The 16236-nt window shown below is 71.7% G+C and carries 13 protein-coding genes and 1 pseudogene; 6 read left to right on the top strand and 8 right to left on the bottom strand.

From position 1 onward, the window contains the following. Nucleotides 1–101 precede the first annotated feature (101 nt). Both ACQP0N_RS00265 and ACQP0N_RS00260 read right to left on the bottom strand, forming a co-directional pair. Nucleotides 102–1250, bottom strand: coding sequence for an acyl-CoA dehydrogenase family protein (locus ACQP0N_RS00265; RefSeq protein WP_355048533.1), 1149 nt, complete (start codon nucleotides 1248–1250; stop codon nucleotides 102–104). A 115-nt stretch (nucleotides 1251–1365) separates the two neighbouring features. Continuing rightward, the gene (locus ACQP0N_RS00260; RefSeq protein ID WP_433116626.1) at nucleotides 1366–2898 is read right to left on the bottom strand and encodes an acyl-CoA carboxylase subunit beta; all 1533 of its coding nucleotides are present in this window, start codon (nucleotides 2896–2898) and stop codon (nucleotides 1366–1368) included. Between the two features lie 162 nt (nucleotides 2899–3060). Here ACQP0N_RS00260 and ACQP0N_RS00255 point away from each other — a divergent pair, with 162 nt between their 5' ends. Continuing rightward, a complete protein-coding gene (locus ACQP0N_RS00255) occupies nucleotides 3061–3633 on the top strand; it encodes a snapalysin family zinc-dependent metalloprotease (RefSeq protein WP_433116624.1) in 573 nt (190 codons plus the stop codon). 55 nt (nucleotides 3634–3688) lie between these two features. On the opposite strand, the gene ACQP0N_RS00250 is transcribed toward ACQP0N_RS00255, so the two are convergent. After that, a complete protein-coding gene (locus ACQP0N_RS00250) occupies nucleotides 3689–4609 on the bottom strand; it encodes a hydroxymethylglutaryl-CoA lyase (RefSeq protein WP_357129384.1) in 921 nt (306 codons plus the stop codon). 884 nt (nucleotides 4610–5493) lie between these two features. On the opposite strand from ACQP0N_RS00250, the gene ACQP0N_RS00245 reads away from it, so the two are divergent. Further along, entirely contained in the window at nucleotides 5494–6285 is a 792-nt protein-coding gene (locus ACQP0N_RS00245; RefSeq protein WP_433116622.1) for a hypothetical protein, read from the top strand. Nucleotides 6286–6380: 95 nt separating this feature from the next. Here the strand turns inward: ACQP0N_RS00245 and ACQP0N_RS00240 are convergent, their stop codons facing one another. The 5 genes from ACQP0N_RS00240 to ACQP0N_RS00220 form a co-directional block, all read right to left on the bottom strand. After that, complete coding sequence (locus ACQP0N_RS00240) at nucleotides 6381–7718, bottom strand: acetyl-CoA carboxylase biotin carboxylase subunit (RefSeq protein WP_433116620.1); 1338 nt, start codon at nucleotides 7716–7718, stop codon at nucleotides 6381–6383. A gap of 72 nt (nucleotides 7719–7790) precedes the next feature. After that, nucleotides 7791–8390: a TetR/AcrR family transcriptional regulator gene (locus ACQP0N_RS00235; protein WP_355048539.1), complete on the bottom strand. Its 600-nt coding sequence runs from the start codon at nucleotides 8388–8390 to the stop codon at nucleotides 7791–7793. A 66-nt stretch (nucleotides 8391–8456) separates the two neighbouring features. Further along, nucleotides 8457–9434 carry a hypothetical protein gene (locus tag ACQP0N_RS00230; protein ID WP_433116618.1) on the bottom strand — a complete coding sequence of 326 codons (978 nt, stop codon included), beginning with the start codon at nucleotides 9432–9434 and terminating at the stop codon, nucleotides 8457–8459. Further along, complete coding sequence (locus ACQP0N_RS00225) at nucleotides 9329–11323, bottom strand: hypothetical protein (RefSeq protein ID WP_433116616.1); 1995 nt, start codon at nucleotides 11321–11323, stop codon at nucleotides 9329–9331. Before ACQP0N_RS00225 ends, ACQP0N_RS00230 begins: the two co-directional genes overlap by 106 nt. After that, on the bottom strand, nucleotides 11320–13113 hold the full coding sequence (locus ACQP0N_RS00220) for an HSP90 family protein (protein ID WP_433116614.1): 1794 nt from the start codon (nucleotides 13111–13113) through the stop codon (nucleotides 11320–11322). The genes ACQP0N_RS00225 and ACQP0N_RS00220 overlap by 4 nt, the downstream gene beginning before the upstream one ends. A gap of 22 nt (nucleotides 13114–13135) precedes the next feature. Here ACQP0N_RS00220 and ACQP0N_RS00215 point away from each other — a divergent pair. The 4 genes and pseudogenes from ACQP0N_RS00215 to ACQP0N_RS00200 form a co-directional block, all read left to right on the top strand. Next, nucleotides 13136–13627 (top strand): annotated as a pseudogene (locus ACQP0N_RS00215) (MFS transporter); the annotation flags it as partial. 140 nt (nucleotides 13628–13767) lie between these two features. Beyond that, entirely contained in the window at nucleotides 13768–14475 is a 708-nt protein-coding gene (locus tag ACQP0N_RS00210) for a hypothetical protein (protein ID WP_433121912.1), read from the top strand. Nucleotides 14476–14506: 31 nt separating this feature from the next. Further along, the gene (locus tag ACQP0N_RS00205) at nucleotides 14507–15043 is read left to right on the top strand and encodes a SigE family RNA polymerase sigma factor (protein ID WP_433116612.1); all 537 of its coding nucleotides are present in this window, start codon (nucleotides 14507–14509) and stop codon (nucleotides 15041–15043) included. After that, a complete protein-coding gene (locus tag ACQP0N_RS00200) occupies nucleotides 15040–16218 on the top strand; it encodes a hypothetical protein (RefSeq protein WP_433116610.1) in 1179 nt (392 codons plus the stop codon). The genes ACQP0N_RS00205 and ACQP0N_RS00200 overlap by 4 nt, the downstream gene beginning before the upstream one ends. Nucleotides 16219–16236: the final 18 nt, after the last annotated feature.

Raw genomic sequence — 16236 nt, 5'->3', positions numbered from 1 at the left:
ATCGGCAGTCGAACGTCGTCCTGCCGACGTCCGGTCGCCGATAATCCGACAGCCCGACCGGTTGATCGACGGTGATCGGTAGCCGGCGCCCTACGGCGGGGTCAGAGACCCAGATCGCGGGCGATGATCATGCGTTGCACCTCGCTGGTGCCCTCGCCGATCTCCAGGATCTTGGAGTCCCGCCAGAACCGGGCGACCGGGTACTCGTTCATGAATCCGTAGCCGCCGTGGATCTGGGTGGCCTCCCGGGCGTTGTCCACCGCGATCGTGCTCGCGTGCAGCTTCGCGATGGCGGCCTGCCGCTTGAACGGCTCGCCGGCCAGCATCCGGGCGGCGGCGTCGTAGTAGGCCAGGCGGGCGGTGTGCGCCTTCAGCTCCATGTCCGCGATCTTGAACTGGACGGCCTGGTTGTCGCCGATCGGCCGGCCGAAGGCGTGCCGCTCCTTGGCGTACCTGATGGACTCGTCGACGCAGCCCTGGGCGAGGCCGACAGCCAACGCGGCGATGGCGATCCGGCCCTCGTCGAGGATCCGCAGAAACTGCGCGAAGCCCCGGCCGCGCGCACCGAGCAGGTTGGCCGCCGGCACCCGGCAGTCGTCGAAGGTCAGCTCGTGGGTGTCCGAGGCGGTCCAACCGACCTTGGAGTAACCCGGAGCCACCGTGAATCCGGGCGTGCCGGTGGGCACGATGATCGTCGACAACTCCTTGGAGCCGTCCGGGTTGGTGCCGGTCACCGCCGTGACGGTCACCATGGCCGTGATGTCGGTGCCCGAGTTGGTGATGAACGCCTTCGCGCCGTTGATCACCCACTCGTCGCCGTCCAGCACGGCCCGCGTCTGGGTGCCGCCGGCGTCGGAACCCGTGCCCGGCTCGGTGAGGCCGAAGCCGGCCAGGGCCTCCCCGCTGAGCAGCCGGGGCAGCCAGGTGGCCTTCTGCTCCTCGGTGCCGAAGCGGTAGATCGGCATCGCGCCGAGCGAGACGGCCGCCTCCAACGTGATGGCCACGCTGGAGTCGACCCGGGCCAACTCCTCCAGGGCCAGGCACAGCGCGAAGTAGTCGCCGCCCATCCCGCCGTGCTCCTCGTCGAAGGGCAGGCCGAACAGGCCCATCTTGCCCATCTGCCGGATCACCTCGTACGGGAAGGTGTGCCGCTCGTAGTGCTCGGCGATCACCGGGGCGACCACCTCGCGGGCGAAGTCCCGCACGCTCTCCCGCAGCGCCGCTTGTTCGTCGGTGAGCCGGAAGTCCATCTCGATCCTCCTACTGGGGCGGGCCGCCCGGCGCTCGTGACGCGGAAGCGGCTGAAGCGTTGGGAAGGGCTCCCTCCTATACGTCAGGCGTTAAGTAGGGGCCCTTCCTTGCGGGTCAGACGGGGGTGACGCCGTGCCGTCGCCGGGAGAAGGTGCGGTCCTTGGTGCGGGCCGCCGCGAACCGGCGGACCAACTCGTCGCGCAGGTCGTGCGGTTCGACGATGGCGTCCACCACCAGCTCGCTGGCGAGCCGGACGACGTCGATGTCCTGCTCGTACTCGGCTCGCTTGGCGGCCACGAAGGCGGCCCGCTCGTCCGCGTCCTCGATCGCCGCGATCTTGTTGGCGTAGACGGCGTTCACGGCGGCCTCGGCGCCCATCACCGCGATCTTGGCGGTGGGCAGCGCGATCGTCGCGTCCGGCTCGAAGCCGGGACCGGCCATCGCGTACAGGCCCGCGCCGTACGCCTTGCGGACGACCACGCAGATCTTCGGCACGGTCGCCTCGGAGATCGCGGTGATCATCTTGGCGCCGTGCCGGATGATGCCCTGCTTCTCCACCGCGCTGCCGACCATGAATCCGGGAACGTCGCTGAGGAAGAGCAGGGGCACGTTGAACGCGTCGCAGAGCTGCACGAACCGGGTGGCCTTGTCGGCCGAGTCGACGAAGAGCACCCCGCCCTTGAACATCGAGTTGTTGCCGACCACGCCGACGACCTGGCCGTCGAGGCGACCGAAGCCGATGGTCAGCTCCCTGGCCCACAGTGCCTGGATCTCGAAGAAGGAACCCTCGTCGAGCAGGCCCTTGACGTACCGTCGCATGTCGAACGCCTGCCGCTCGCTGGCCGGCACCAGCGCGGCCAGGTCGGCCTTCGCGGGCGCGGCGACCGCCGGCGCGGTCGGCGGCGCCTGGGTCCAGTTCGCCGGCAGGTACGACAGGTAGGTCTTCACCACGTCGAGCGCGTCGGCCTCGGTCTTGCAGAGGAAGTGCCCGACGCCGGACTCGGCGGTGTGCACCTTGGCCCCGCCCATCGCCTCCAGGGTGGTCTTCTCCCCGGTGACCATCTCGACCATCCGGTCGGAGCCGAGATACATGCTGGCGTTGCCGTCGACCATCGCCACCACGTCGCAGAACGCCGGGATGTACGCCCCTCCGGCGGCGCTCGGGCCGAACAGCGCGCAGACCTGCGGGATCGAGCCGGAGGCGCGGACCTGGTTCCAGAAGATCTTGCCGGCCCCACGGCGACCGGGGAAGAGGTCGACCTGGTCCGTGATCCGGGCGCCGGCCGAGTCGACCAGGTAGACCATCGGGACGCCGGCCCCGTAGGCCCGCTCGATGATCCGGATGATCTTCTCGACGGTACGGGCGCCCCAACTGCCGGCCTTCACGGTGGAGTCGTTGGCCATCAGGCAGACCTGTCGGCCGTCGATCGTGGCGGTGCCGGTGACCACGCCGTCGGCCGGCAGGCCGTCGGCGAGCGCGTTGGCGTAGAGGCCGTCCTCGACGAAGGAGCCCTCGTCGACGAGGAGCGTGACGCGTTCGCGGGCGAAGAGCTTGCCCTTGGCCTCGTTGGCCGCGTGGTACTTGTCCGCGCCGCCGGACCGGGCCCGCTTGCGCAGTTGTTCCAGCGCCTCACCGTCGAGCGTCACGCCGACTCCCTCGCCCGTGCTGACCTGAACGATCGTTAGGCTATCGCATCCACGCACCCTCCGGCGACCCATGCCGCACCGACGCTCCTTCGAACGAAACATTGAAATCTATTAATCTCTGTGGATAGGCTCCTGTCACCCCCTCTCGGATAGGAGTCAGCGATGACCTCACGACTCAGTCGGCTCGCCGTCGCGTTGGTCGCGACGGCAGGTGCCACGCTCGGCGTCACGGTCGCCAACCCCGCGCCCGCGTCCGCCGCGATGACCATCTGCTACAACACCAGCCAGGCAGGCGCCTACGCGGGCACCGCCAACCAGGCCGCCTCGATCTGGAACAACGCCACCGTCAACCTGACGCTCTCCGCGAACTGCGGCTCCAACCTGCGGATCTACCAGATCACCGGCGGCGGTTCGTACGCCGTGCGGACCAGCCTCGGCAACGGCCGGGTCTACATCGACACGCAGCAGGCGGCGCAGTACAGCCCGCTGCGGATCATGACCCACGAGATCGGGCACATCCTCGGCCTGCCGGACAACTACAACGGCAACTGCTCGATCCTGATGTCCGGCGGCAGCGCCGGCACGAGCTGCACCAACCCGTACCCGAGCAGCGCCGAGGCGAACCGGGTCAGCAACCTCTTCGCCGGCACCCGCATCGCCACCGAGAGCAGCACCGACCGCAGCGCGGACATCTTCCGCGACAGCTGGCCGTCGGCGCTCACCACGGTGGGCTGACCGAACCCGCGTACCACGAAGGGGCCGGCAGCTCGCCGGCCCCTTCCGCGTGTCCTCAGCTCGGCATCGGCGTCAGTCGCGTACGTGGACCGGCCCGCAGCACCCCGGACGGCAGCGTCTTGCCGAGGAGTTCCTCGGCCAACTCGGCCACCTCGATCAGGGCATCCAGGTCGATGCCGGTGTCGATGCCCATGTCGTGCAGCATGTGCACCGCCTCCTCCGTCGCCAGATTGCCACTCGCACCCGGCGCGTAGGGGCAGCCACCCAGACCGCCGACGCTCGCGTCAAACTCGGTCACGCCCAGCTCCAGCGCGGTCAGCAGGTTGGCCAGCGCCGTACCCCGGGTGTTGTGGAAGTGCAGCAGCACCGGCACGTGCGCGTTGCGGTCGCGTACCGCGGTCAGCAGCTCACGGACCCGACGCGGCGTGCCCATGCCGGTCGTGTCGCCGAAAGCCACCCGGTCCGCGCCGTCGCGGACGACCCGGTCGACGATGCCGGCGACACGGCGCGGGTCGACGTCCCCCTCGTACGGGCACCCGAAGCTGGTCGCCACGATCACCTCGACCCGCGCGGACGCGCCGTGCAGGAGGTCGATCAGCTCGGCGATGTCGTCAAGCGACTCGTCGGTCGAGCGGTTGACGTTGCGGCGGTTGTGCGTGTCGCTGGCCGACACCACCACCTCGATCTCGGTGAAGCCGGCCGCCAGGGCCCGCTGGGCGCCCCTTGTGTTCGGCACCAGCGCCGAATACCGCACCCCGTCGACCTTCGCCGCCCGCCGCCACACCTCGTCGGCGTCGGCCATCTGCGGAATCGCCCTGGGGTGCACGAACGACACCGCCTCGATCCGGCGTACGCCGGTGGCGGAGAGCGCGTCGAGCAGCCGCACCTTGGCGTCGGCGGGGATGGGCTCCTCGTTCTGCAAACCGTCCCGCGGCCCGACTTCACGGATCGACACGGAGTTTGGCAGTTCCGCCATGGGGTCACCTCACTGTCTGCCCTGGTGGGGCAACGGTAGCGACATCGGCCCGAATAACCGCCAGCGTCGAGGACGGTACGGACACGTTGTGCGATGGCTCTCCGCCGAGGTGGGCCGTCCAGCCACCACCGGACCACCCTTCGGCGGATGAATCAGGCCAGAAGGATGCCATCACCGGCGGCGGCATGGAACTGCGGGCGGTCGGGTGGCTACGTTGGTGCCGGCGGGACGGCGGGGCCAGCCATCGGCTCGACCCCACCGTCTGGACGCCTCCGGTGGTCAGCGCTGCGACGGTCCTTCCAAGAGCTCCGCAGCGCATCGGAGTGCGGTCGAGAGGGCGCCGGCGCACGCGGCGGCGTCCTCCCGACCCACGCACAGGGTCAGCACCGCAACACCATCGGCGCCGAGCGACATCTTCCGCAGAGTTCGGACGATACGTCCTCCCGTGTTCGGCGGTCGAACCGAATTACCGTTCATCTGCCTTCCTCTCCAGCGTCAGTTGACAATTGTCGCGGGATTGTCATTCCGTGGAACTTCCACGACTGATCCCGCGATCAACAAACAATGGGGTTGCCTCCCATCGACTACGACAACGACGCGATCCGACGGACCGAACGATCTTCTGACCGGGTTCTCGACCGGCCACCCCGGCCAAACCGACGGAGCAGCGGAAGTCCACCAAGGACCAAGCCGGAACGCCTCCGACACAAGGGCTCCGCCCCGGCCAGCGACCCGGCCAAAATCTGACTGGCGACACAGCCCGCAAGACCCGCGCTGTTGATCGGAGGCGGTACAAATACTGGTCCGAGTCATGTGAGCTCTTGGAAGGACCTACATGACCAGCCCATTGCACGGACCGAGACCACCGGCGTGAAAGGAACGAGATGACAAACGAAGCAGAGGAACGTACCCGCAGACGCCGACTCGTCTCACGATCGAAGCTCGAAGCGCAATACGCGCAGCGCTATCACAACCCCGACGTCGCGGCGTACACGCTGGCGGTCCGCGAAGCCGTGGAGGCCGAGATCGGGCAGGTCGACACCTGGCAGAGGCTGGCGGACCGGATCCACCCGCCGACGTCCGATCCCGACCGGGCCAGCCGAGCCAGAAAGCAGTCCCGCATGCTGCGCAAGAAGCTGTCGCGGCACTTCACCGCCGAGAGCAAGGGACCGCCCTGGCAGACGGTGATGCTGGTGGTGAAGCACGCGGTACCGGAGGAGCTCCAACAGCAGCGGCTGGCGCACTTCGCCGAGCTGTACGAGCTGGCCCGCGGCGAGAAGCCGCCGACCGGAGACCGCCCGGAGGTCGCGGTGGGCACCGGGACGCTCGACGATCCGACTACCGCACGGGCGCTGCGCCAGGAGATCGACGAGTTGAATGAGCGGCTGAAGGCCTGCATGGTGGAGGTCACCGAGCTGCGGACCGCCATCACGGCTCGACACCTCGGTCCCGGCCCGACGTCGGAGAACCTACCGAGACAACGCGATCCGTCCACCGGGGCACCCAACGCCCGGCACTTCCGGGCCGGCGGCCCGGTACCGGGCAACCATCGTGCACCGAGGCTGGACACCGGCGGTCCCGGCCTGCCCGGGCAGAGCCGAGGAGAGCTACCCCGCCTGACTGACCAGCCCTGGCACGGGACCGACAGCCCCGACAACCTACCGAGGTACCGCTGACAAGCCCTCGCCAGCGGCGTCGATCAAGAGGTTTGCGTCAAAATTCCGGCCCCGGACGACGCAAACCTCTTGATCAACTACAGGCAGGGGTGGGGTCAGCGCATCCGGGAGACGATGCCCGTGTCGTAGGCGCCGGAGCGGAACTCCTCGTTGCCCAACAGCTCGGCGAAGAACGGGACGTTGTTCTTCGGGCCCTCGATCTGGAAGGCGGCGACCGCTTCCTGCGCGCGTTCCAGGACCTCGTCGCGGGTCGTGCCGGTGACGATCAGCTTGGCCAGCAGGCTGTCGTAGAACGGCGTGACCGTGTTGCCGCCGGTGTAGCCGGAATCCACCCGGACCCCCTCGCCGGTCGGCTCCACCCAGGTCCGGATCACACCGGGGCCGGGCAGGAAGCGCTTCGGGTCCTCGGCGTTGATCCGCATCTCGATGGCGTGCCCGCTCGGCGCGAGCGCGTCCGGATCGAACGTCGGCGCCAGCCCGGACGCCACCCGCAACTGCTCCTCGACCAGGTCGATCCCGTAGACGTACTCGGTCACCGGGTGCTCCACCTGCAACCGCGTGTTCATCTCAAGGAAGAAGAACTCACCGGAGGTGGGGTCCAGCAGGCATTCCACCGTGCCAGCGTTGCGATAGCCGACGGCCTCGCCCGCCCGCACCGCCGCCGCCAGGAGGCGCGCCCGCAGTTCCGGCGAGACCGCCGGCGACGGGGATTCCTCGACGAGCTTCTGGTTGCGTCGCTGCACCGAGCACTCCCGCTCGCCGAGCGCCACCACCCGACCGTCGGCCAGGCCGAGGATCTGCACCTCGACGTGCCGCACCCGGGGGAAATACCGCTCGATCAGCACCGAGCCGTCACCGAACATCCGCTCGGCGAAGGCGCGCACCTTGTCGTACTCGGTGCGCAACGCGGCCTCGTCGGCGGCCACGCCCATGCCCATGCCGCCGCCACCGGCGGCAGCCTTGACCATCACCGGGTAGCCGATCTCGGCGGCGGCCGTCACGGCCGCGTCCAGGTCGGCGGCCGGATCGGTGGTGCCGGGCGCGACCGGCACGCCGGCCGCCGTCATCAGGTTCCGAGCATTGATCTTGTCGCCCATCGCGCTGATCGCGTCCGCGCCGGGTCCGACCCAGATCAGCCCGCTGGCCTCGACGGTACGAGCGAACTCCGCGTTCTCCGACAGGAAGCCGTAGCCGGGGTGGATGGCCTGCGCGCCGGTCGACTTGGCGGCGGCGAGGATCGCCTCGACGTTGCGGTAGCTCTGCGCCGGGTTCGGCGGGCCGATGAGGACCGCCTCGTCCGCCTCGGTGACGAACGGCAGGTCGGCGTCCGCCTCCGAGTACACCGCGATCGCGCGGATGCCGAGCCGCTTGGCGGTCCGGATGACCCGGCGGGCGATCTCGCCCCGATTGGCGACCAGCAGTGACTCGATCATGTTTCCTCCCGGCGTCCGGATGTTGGGACGATGTCAGGGAATCATGACCGGCGTACTTCTGACGAGTCGGGCTCAGGCGAGCAGCGCGGCCAGCGTCGCTCCGCGCAACAGCTCGGCCCGACGTCGCCGGTCCACCTCGCCGCCGAGGAACGGAGTCGAGTTCATCAGGCCGAACGCGGCGTGCGCGAGCACCCGAGCCTCGCCGTCGGGCATGCCCGGGTGCAACGCCGTGAGCACCGTCACCCACTCCTCGACGTACATCCGTTGCAGCCGGCGGATCCGTCGTCGCGGCTCCTCCGGCAGGCGGTCCAGCTCGTGCAGGTGCAGCGCGATCACGGCCGGGTTGGCCAGCGCGAACTCGACGTGGAAGTCGATCAGGGACTCCAGCACGCCGCGCGGGTCGTCCGGGTGCCCGGCGGCGCGTTCCCGCCCGCCGGCCAGCAGCCCCTCGCTGACCGGGATCAGCGCCGCGGCCAGCATCGCCTCCTTGCCGGCGAAGTGGTGATAGAGCGCCGGACCGGTCACCCCGGCTGCCGCGCCGATGTCGTCCATCGACACGCCGTGGTAGCCGCGGGCGGCGAACAGACCGACCGCGATCTCCAGGATCTCGTCCTTGCGGGACCGGCGCCGGCCCGTACCCGCCGCCCCCCGTGCCTGCTGCTCCACCGTCACCGGGCAAGCGTAGACCGCGAGCTGGACACGGTGGGGCGACGGATACCGGTCGGTTCGCCGCAGCGGTCAGTCGTCCGGGTCGAGGTCGTGCTCCTGTCGCAGGGCGGCCGCCTCGGCGGGCCGGTCGAGCAGGTCCAACGCACGGGCCAGCAACCACGCGGTCTGGCGGACCGGCCGCGATCCGGCCGGCAACCCACCGAGCACGCGACGCAACAGCGGCTCCGCCTCGACCGGCCGGTCCAGTCGGAGCAGCAGCTCACCGACGAGGATCTCCACCTGGGCGGCCTCACCGAAGGCCTCGATCGACCGCAGCCGGTCGGGCACCCCGGCGAGCCGTTCCAGCGCCTCGTCCGCCCGGCCCTCCCCGGTCAGCACCCGCGCGCCGGTCTCGGCCGTCATCGCCAGCTCGTACGTCACCGGTGGCGGCGGCTCCGGCTGCCCGGCCAACACCGCCGCCAGCCCGTCCGCCAGTTCGACGACCCGGACCGCCTCCGGCAGGTTGTCGGACCAGAACCAGGCGTACGCCTCCCGGCGGCGGGCCCGCAGCTCGTCCAGCGGCAGATCGGCGAGCCGGTACGCCGTAGCGGCGGCGGCGAACCGCTCGGCGGCCGCAGCGTCGCGGTCGGCGTCGTACAGGATCCCGCCGGCCTCCTCCAGCACCTGGGCCCGGATGGGCAGGTTGTCCGGGCCGTCCAGGTTGACGGACAACTGCTCCAGCAGAGCCAACGCGGGGTCGATCTCGCCGAGCCCGCCGTACACGCCGGCCAGCAGGTGCCGGCAGCGGTCGGCCTCCGCCTGGGCGCCCAGGCGGTCCAGGCCGAGCACGGCCTCCTCGGCGACCTCGGCCGCCTCGGCGAGTCGACCCACCACCCGGTACGCGTTCGCCAACTCCCAGCGCAGGAACGCGTCCCCCTCGGCGCCCCGCTCCACGCAGAGCGTCACCGCCTCGACGAAGTCGTCCACCGCGTCGGCGGCCCGCCCGGCGGAGAGCAGTGCCCGCGCGCGGGCGACCCGGACGGGCAGCTCCGCGTCCGCCGGTGCCACCCGCAGCGCCTCGTCGCAGGCGGCCACCGCCTCCGCCGGATCGTCGACCGTCCGCGCGCAGGCCAGGCAGGCGGCCGTGACCAGCTCGTCGACGCCCAGCTCACGGGCCATCCGGCGGGCCTGGACGGCGGCGGCACGGGCCTCGTCGACGCGGTCGGACTGCTCCAGCAGATGTGCCCGGTGCAGCGCGACCCGGGCCGCCAGGTGCTCGTCGCCACCGGCGTCGGCCGGTACCCGGTCCAGGGCCGCGAGGGCGTCCGCCCACCGGTGCCGGTGCAGCAGCGCCAACGCCAGCCGGTCGTACCCGGCGGCGCGTTGCCGGGGTCGCCGAGCCGATCCAGGGTCTCGGCGGCCTCCCGGACCAGCGTCAGCCCCTCCTCGGCGTGCTCGTCGGCGCGGGTCAGCAGCACACCCAGCCGCCCCGCGACCACCTGGGCGGGCAGCTCCTCGCCCGCGGAGCGGTACAGGTCCAACGCCGCCCGGTTCAGCTCGACCGCACCCTCGACGTCGTCCTCGTCGCCCCGCTCGGCCGCCCGCAGCGACAGTCGGTGCGCGACCGTACGCGGCGGCAGGTCGGCGGAGTCGAACCGGTCGTCGTACGCGGCCAGCGCCGCCTGGAAGGTGGCCCGGTCGTGCTGGCCCCAGCTCTCCTCGGCGACGGTCAGCAGCTCGTCGGCATCGGCGGGTAGAGCCACGGCGGACACCTCGACCGGTGCCCGGCCAGGCCGCTCGGACGCGGGCGCCGCCCCGCCGACCGGCGCGTCCCCACCGGTTCGGGCCGGACGGCGACGGACGCTCGCGGACAGCGGCACGTGCTCGCCACTCGGTCGTACGGCGAGCCGACGGGCGATCCACTGCGACTGGTGGGTGGTGCCGTTGCGGGCGTCGAAACGGGCGGCCAGCTCGGTCGCCCGGTCGGCCAACTCGTCGGCCAGCGCCGACGCCGGAACCTCGGCCGCCGGCCGGCCCTCGGCGGCCCGGCGGTACACGGTGGCCACGCCGGCCTGGCGCAGCGCGGCGGCGGCGGTCGCCGCGAAGTGCATGGCGGCGGCCGGCGACGGCGGTCGGTCCAGCCAGTCCAGGTGCCGTTCGACCAGCTCGACCGCCCGCGCCTCGTTGCCGGTGAGCGTGCAGAACTCGATGTGGTCGCCGATGTCCCACAGGTCGGCAAGGCTGCCGCGCAGTTTGCGGTACGCCTCCCGGTGCGCGTCGCGCGCCGACTCACCCCGGCCGGTACGCAGATACGGCAGCAGAAGCGCCGTGAGGATCGCCTGCGGCTGCTCGGTGCACGTGAGCCGACCGGCGAGCACCGGCTCGGCGAGGGCCACCGCCTCGGCGTCCCGACCGGTGTCGGCGAGGTAGCCCACCTGGCTCGTCGGGTCACAACCCGCACAGTCGGACAGTTCGTCACGGGGCGTCGTCTGCCACAGCCGGTACCAGTGCGCGGCAGCCTCGGCGTCGCCCACGTGGTCGGCGACCCGGAACCGGTGCTTGTGGACGGTCTGCAGACTGTGCCCGCCGGCCCGGTAGCGCCGCTCCATGTCGTCCAGCACGCCGTACGTGCGGTCCAGTGGCACCTCGGGGAACTTCAGCAGACCCGACACCATGTACTTGAAGTGCCACAGCAACTGGTGCAGGTGCTGCTGGTGGTAGGGCTGCGGGTCACGGTCGAACTCGGACAGGCACCAGGAGAACGTGACGAAGGACTTCGCCGGCTCGCCCCCGTAGACGTACCCGGTCGTCGCCTGCATGCGGGTGACGAAGGCGAGGTGCCGGTCGTCGGCGGCGTCCACCCGGCGCAGCAACTGCTCCAGCGCGGCGATCTGCCCCGCCCCGTACGGCATGTCGGCGATGCCACGCAGCACCCGCCACAGGTCCTCGTCGCTCATTCCTGCTCCCGTCCCGGCACGGCCCGGCCGAGCAGGCCGAGGAAGGAATCGTTCAGCAGCGCGGCGTCGGCCGCGCGGATCGGATGGTGCCCGAGCAGCAGCGCCTGCCCGTACAGCGCCTCGACGGCGAGCCCGACCAGCTCCGGGTCGCCCAGCATCGTGACCCGCCGCACCAGCGGGTTGCGATGGTTGAGCACCAGTTGCGGGCGGTCCGGTGGGGCGGTGGCGGCGAGCGCGTCGAGCACCCCACCCCACAGCTCGTCGGCCCGGTCGCGGCTGGCGGCGAGCTGGTCGTTGAACGCCGCCGACCGGCTGACCAGGTAGAGCGCGGGCAGCGATACCGGGTCGTACGCCCGGATGACCACCTCGCAACCGGAACGCTCGACGGCCCGCTGCGCGGCGGTGAGGAACGGCCGCAGCGCCAGTTCCACGGACGGGTCGAGGGCCTCGAACCGGGTGGTGAGGTCACTCGGCTCGAGCCGTTCGATCAGCACCGAACGGTCCACCGCCGGCAGTCGCTCGATCAGCTCGGTGTCGTAGGTGTAACCGGCGTTGACGACGGCCAGGTCCTGCGCGGCGGCCACCGCGGCGAGCTGGCGGAACTCGTCGAGGCTGGCCGCGTAGCGGACCACCCCGTGGCGTTCCCGGAACTCGGCGAGGGTGAGCGTGCCGACGTTGGTGTCCATCGGCCACCACCTGTCGACCAGCCGGAGCATGTCGTCGTCGTGCAGGGCCAGCGCCTTCACGCCGAGGTGGTGCACCTGGAGGAACTGGGCCAACCGGTGCGGGTCGTGTCGCGCCAGCCGGACCAGCCAGCCGCGTACCTGGTCGCCGAGCGCCTCCCGGGTCGCGGTCAGCAGGGTGTCCTCGTACAGGGCCTCGCGGCTGGCCGTCGGACGCAACTCGCTCGCGTCGACGACGCAGTGCGCGAAGAACGCCCAGTCCGGCAGCAGGCCGTCGGCGTTCTCGGTGAGCAGCATCCGCTTGAGGTAGACGCGGTGCCCGGCACGGGCCGCCGGGTTCACCGGGGTGGGCAGGATGACGGCGACACCGGTCAGCCCGGCCTCGGGGACACTCAGCGGCAGCACGTCGAACGGGTCCACCCCGAGCGTCTCGCGGGCGTACGCGATCAGCGCCGCCCGATCGACCGGCGTGCCCGGCGTCGTCGGCCAGGGCGGCTCACCGACGGTGGTGACCACGTCGCCGACCCGGACGGTGACCGGCAGCAACGCGCCGAAGAGCCGCGCCAGGTCGACGACGGTCGGGGTGCTGAACCACTGATCGGCAGCACGGCGGGGCACCAGCGTCACGGTGGTGCCCACTTCGGCGCGGGCCTGCTCCGGCGGCGCGACGGTAACCGCGTACCGGCCGTCGGCGTACCCGGTCCACCGGACGGTGGGATCGTCGCCGTGGCGGGTGAGCACCTGGATCTCGTCGGCCACCAGGAAGCAGGAGAGCAGGCCGATGCCGAACTGGCCGAGGAACTCGTGCCGGGAGAAGCCCAACTCGTCACGCTTGGAGCTGCGGCCGATGGTCGCCAGCAGCTCGTGTACCTGCGCCTCGGTCAGGCCCACGCCGGTGTCGTGCACCCGGAGGGTGCCATCCCCGGTGATCTCCGGCGGTTCGATCCGGACCAGCGCCGGCGCGTCCGGCTCGGTGGTACGCCGGGCGGTGATCGCGTCCACGGCGTTCTGGAGCAGCTCCCGGACGTAGACCCGAGGGCTGCCGTAGAGGTGATGGCTGAGCAGGTCGACCACGCCACGCAGGTCGACCTGGAAGGTGTGGTCCACGCCTGTGCTCTCCCCGGTCCCGATGCCGGCGCTCACCGTACCCAAGATCACCGGCGGCCCGCGTCCCCCTTTCGCCCGGCGGCTTGACCCTCGACCCGGTCGAACCGGCACGGTCGGCGGCATGACCTCCTCCGTTCTGGGCCGGGACTTCCGGCTGCTCTGGTCCGCCGCCGTGGCGTCCCGCTTCGGGGACGCGTTGCGGATGCCGGCGCTGGCGCTGCTGGCGGCCACGCTGACCCGCGACCCCCGGGTCATCGCCGCGGTCACCGTGGCCGCGCAGGTGCCGCCGCTGCTCTTCGGCCTGCTCGGCGGGGTGTACGCGGACCGCTGGGACCGCCGCCGGACGATGGCCGGCATCGACGGGGTACGCGCCGCAGTGGTGGCGGCGGTGGCCGTGGCGGTGGCCGTCGACCGGGCCGGCATCGGGCTACTGCTGGTGGCGGCGTTCCTGCTCGCCGTGCTGGGAACGCTCTTCGACGCCGCCTCTTTCGCGATGCTCCCGGCCCTGCTGCCGCCGGACGCGCTGCCCCGGGCGAACGGCCGCCTCCAGGCGGGTTCGGCGGTGGCCGGGGTTTCCTCGGCGCTCCCGCCGCCGGTGTCCTGTTCGCCGCCGCTCCCGCCCTCCCGTTCGCTCTCGACGCCGTCACCTTCGCGGTGGCCGCCCTGCTCGTGCTCGCCCTCACCGCTCCGGCCGCCGTACCCGCCACGCCGACGACCGGGCGCGCGTCCGTCTGGGGCGACGTCGTCGAGGGAGTGCGGTGGCTGCGCGCGCACCGGACCATGTTGCGGGTCACCCTGCTCGCCGCGGCGAGCAACCTGGCGATCTCCGGCATCATGGCGGTGCTGGTGCTCTACGCGCTGGACGTGCTGCGGATACCGCCGGCCGGGTACGGGCTGTTCGCCGCGTCGGTGATCCTCGGCGGGGTGGCCGGGGCGCTGGGATCGAACCGGCTCGCCGCCCGGCTCGGCACCGTACCGGCGCTGGGTGCGGTTCTCGCCATGCAGACCGTGGCGCTGACCGGCTTCGCGCTGGCCCGGCATCCGGTGCCGGGCGCGTTCGCGCTTGCCGTCTTCGCGGCCGGGACGGTGGTGTGGAACAGCCTGTGGGCGTCGTACGGTCAGCGGGAGGTGCCGTCGAGACTGCTGGGCCGGGTCGGCGCCGCCCAGCGGATGGTCGGTCTGCTCACCGCGCCGGTCGGCGCGGGACTCGCCGGGCTGGTCGCCGCCGCCCACGGGACGGTCCCGGTGGTGGGCGCGGCGGCGGGCGTCTTCGCGCTGGTGACGGTGGTGGCGTGGCGGATCCTGCGACCGGCCGGAAAATCGGTCCAACCTTTTCCGCCCTCCCGTGCGTCTGTCGGGTGACGCGCACCGCGGGCGGCCGGAAGGGGTGCGGATGGGATCGACGGCGGACGACGGCCGCGACGGCTACCTCGCCTTCGTGGAGAGCAACCAGCACCGGCTCCTGCGCGCGGCCTTCCTGATCTGTGGCAACCGGCACCAGGCCGAGGACCTTCTCCAGGACGCCCTGCTGAAGCTGGCGCTGCGCTGGACCTCGGTCCGCGACGGCGATCCCGCCGCGTACGTACGGGCCATCCTCTACCGGGACGCGGTGTCCTGGTGGCGACGTCGCCGCCGGGAGTGGCTCAGCGCCACGCCGCCGGAGCGGGCCGCGCCGGACCGGGACGGCGCGCTGCGGCTGACCCTGCACGACGCGCTGGGGATGCTGCCGCCGCGGCAGCGGGCCGTGCTGGTGCTGCGTTACTACGAGGACCTGACCGAGGTCGCCACGGCCGAGGCGCTCGGGGTGACCGTGGGCACGGTGAAGAGCCAGTGCCACCTGGCGCTGCGGCGGCTCCGCGAGGTTGCTCCCGCCCTCACCGGGGACGACCGACCGGGTCGGGGCGCCAACGGTGTGGAGGTGAACCAGTGAACGAGCAGAACCTGCGCGACCTGTTCACCGTCACCGTGCAGGACGTGCTGCCCAGTGCACCGGCGTCGACTGGCTGGGACCGGGCGCGACGTACCCGACGTACCCGACGGGCGGTCGGCGCGGTCGTCGTGGCCGTGGCGTTGGCCGGTGGCGCGGCGGTCGCCCTGCGGCCGTCCCCCGATCCACGCCTGACCCATCCGGTGGCGCCGACCGTCGCGCCCACCCACGCCAGCCCCGTGCAGCGCCCGCCCGCCAAGCTGACGTACCCACCCGATCCGCTGAGCCGGATCAGCGGGCCGCCGACCGTGGCGCTGTCCGCGCGACCGGTCCAGCGGGCGCTGGCGCTGTTCCAGCCACTGAGCGAGGAGGGTCAACCGGACGGCCCGATCCGAATCCTCGGCGACGACGGCGTGGTCCGCAGTCTGGACGTGGTGACGCCGGCACCCACCTGGGATGAGAGCGGCAACGAGGCGACCGCGGTCAAGCCGGGTGTCCTGTCGCCGGACGGCCGGTGGGCGGCGTTCGCGCAGACCAACGAGCTGATCATGGTCGACCTCACCACGGCGGGCGTACGTCGCATCCCACTCGACGGCTACCTGGAGTTGGTGGTGTGGGCGTACGACCGGGTGCTGGTCGGCGGCGACAACCGGACGTACGTGGTGCAGCGGGACACCGAGGCGGCCAGCACCACCGACGTGTCGGCCTGGAACGTGGTCACGCCCGATCCGGAGGCCGGCCGTGGGGCGGCTCTGCTCGAGATGGTCGGCGAGCGCGGTGACCTGAAGCTGCAGAGCCGGACCGCCTTCGACGGCCCGGTCCGCTCCGAATCGCGGATCACCTTTGACGGGCTGCCGCCGCCCTATCAGGTCAACGAGTTCTACGGCCGGGGTTGGCTGCACGGGGGCCGGCTGGCCAGCGCCGCGTGGATCGTCAACAACCAGATCAGCGGCGCGGAGGGGGTGGCCGTGCTGGACTCCCGTACCGGCTCGGTGACCCACCTGCTCGACCTCGGGCGGGACCGCGGCAAGGGCTGCTGCCCGGTGTTGGGCTGGGACAACAAGGGCGCAGTGCTGCTGCGCCTGGAACCGGCCGCCCTGGCGCGCTGGGACCCGGAGACCGGCGAGATCACTGGGATCATCGCCGACCTGCGCGGCGTGCTGGCGCTGGCCGGCTGAAGCGGGATGTGCTGGTGC

It is taken from the genome of Micromonospora sp. CA-246542 (genome assembly GCF_050942905.1).
In the GTDB taxonomy this organism is placed as follows: Bacteria; Actinomycetota; Actinomycetes; order Mycobacteriales; family Micromonosporaceae; genus Micromonospora.
This window is presented reverse-complemented; position numbering and strand designations above follow the sequence as displayed.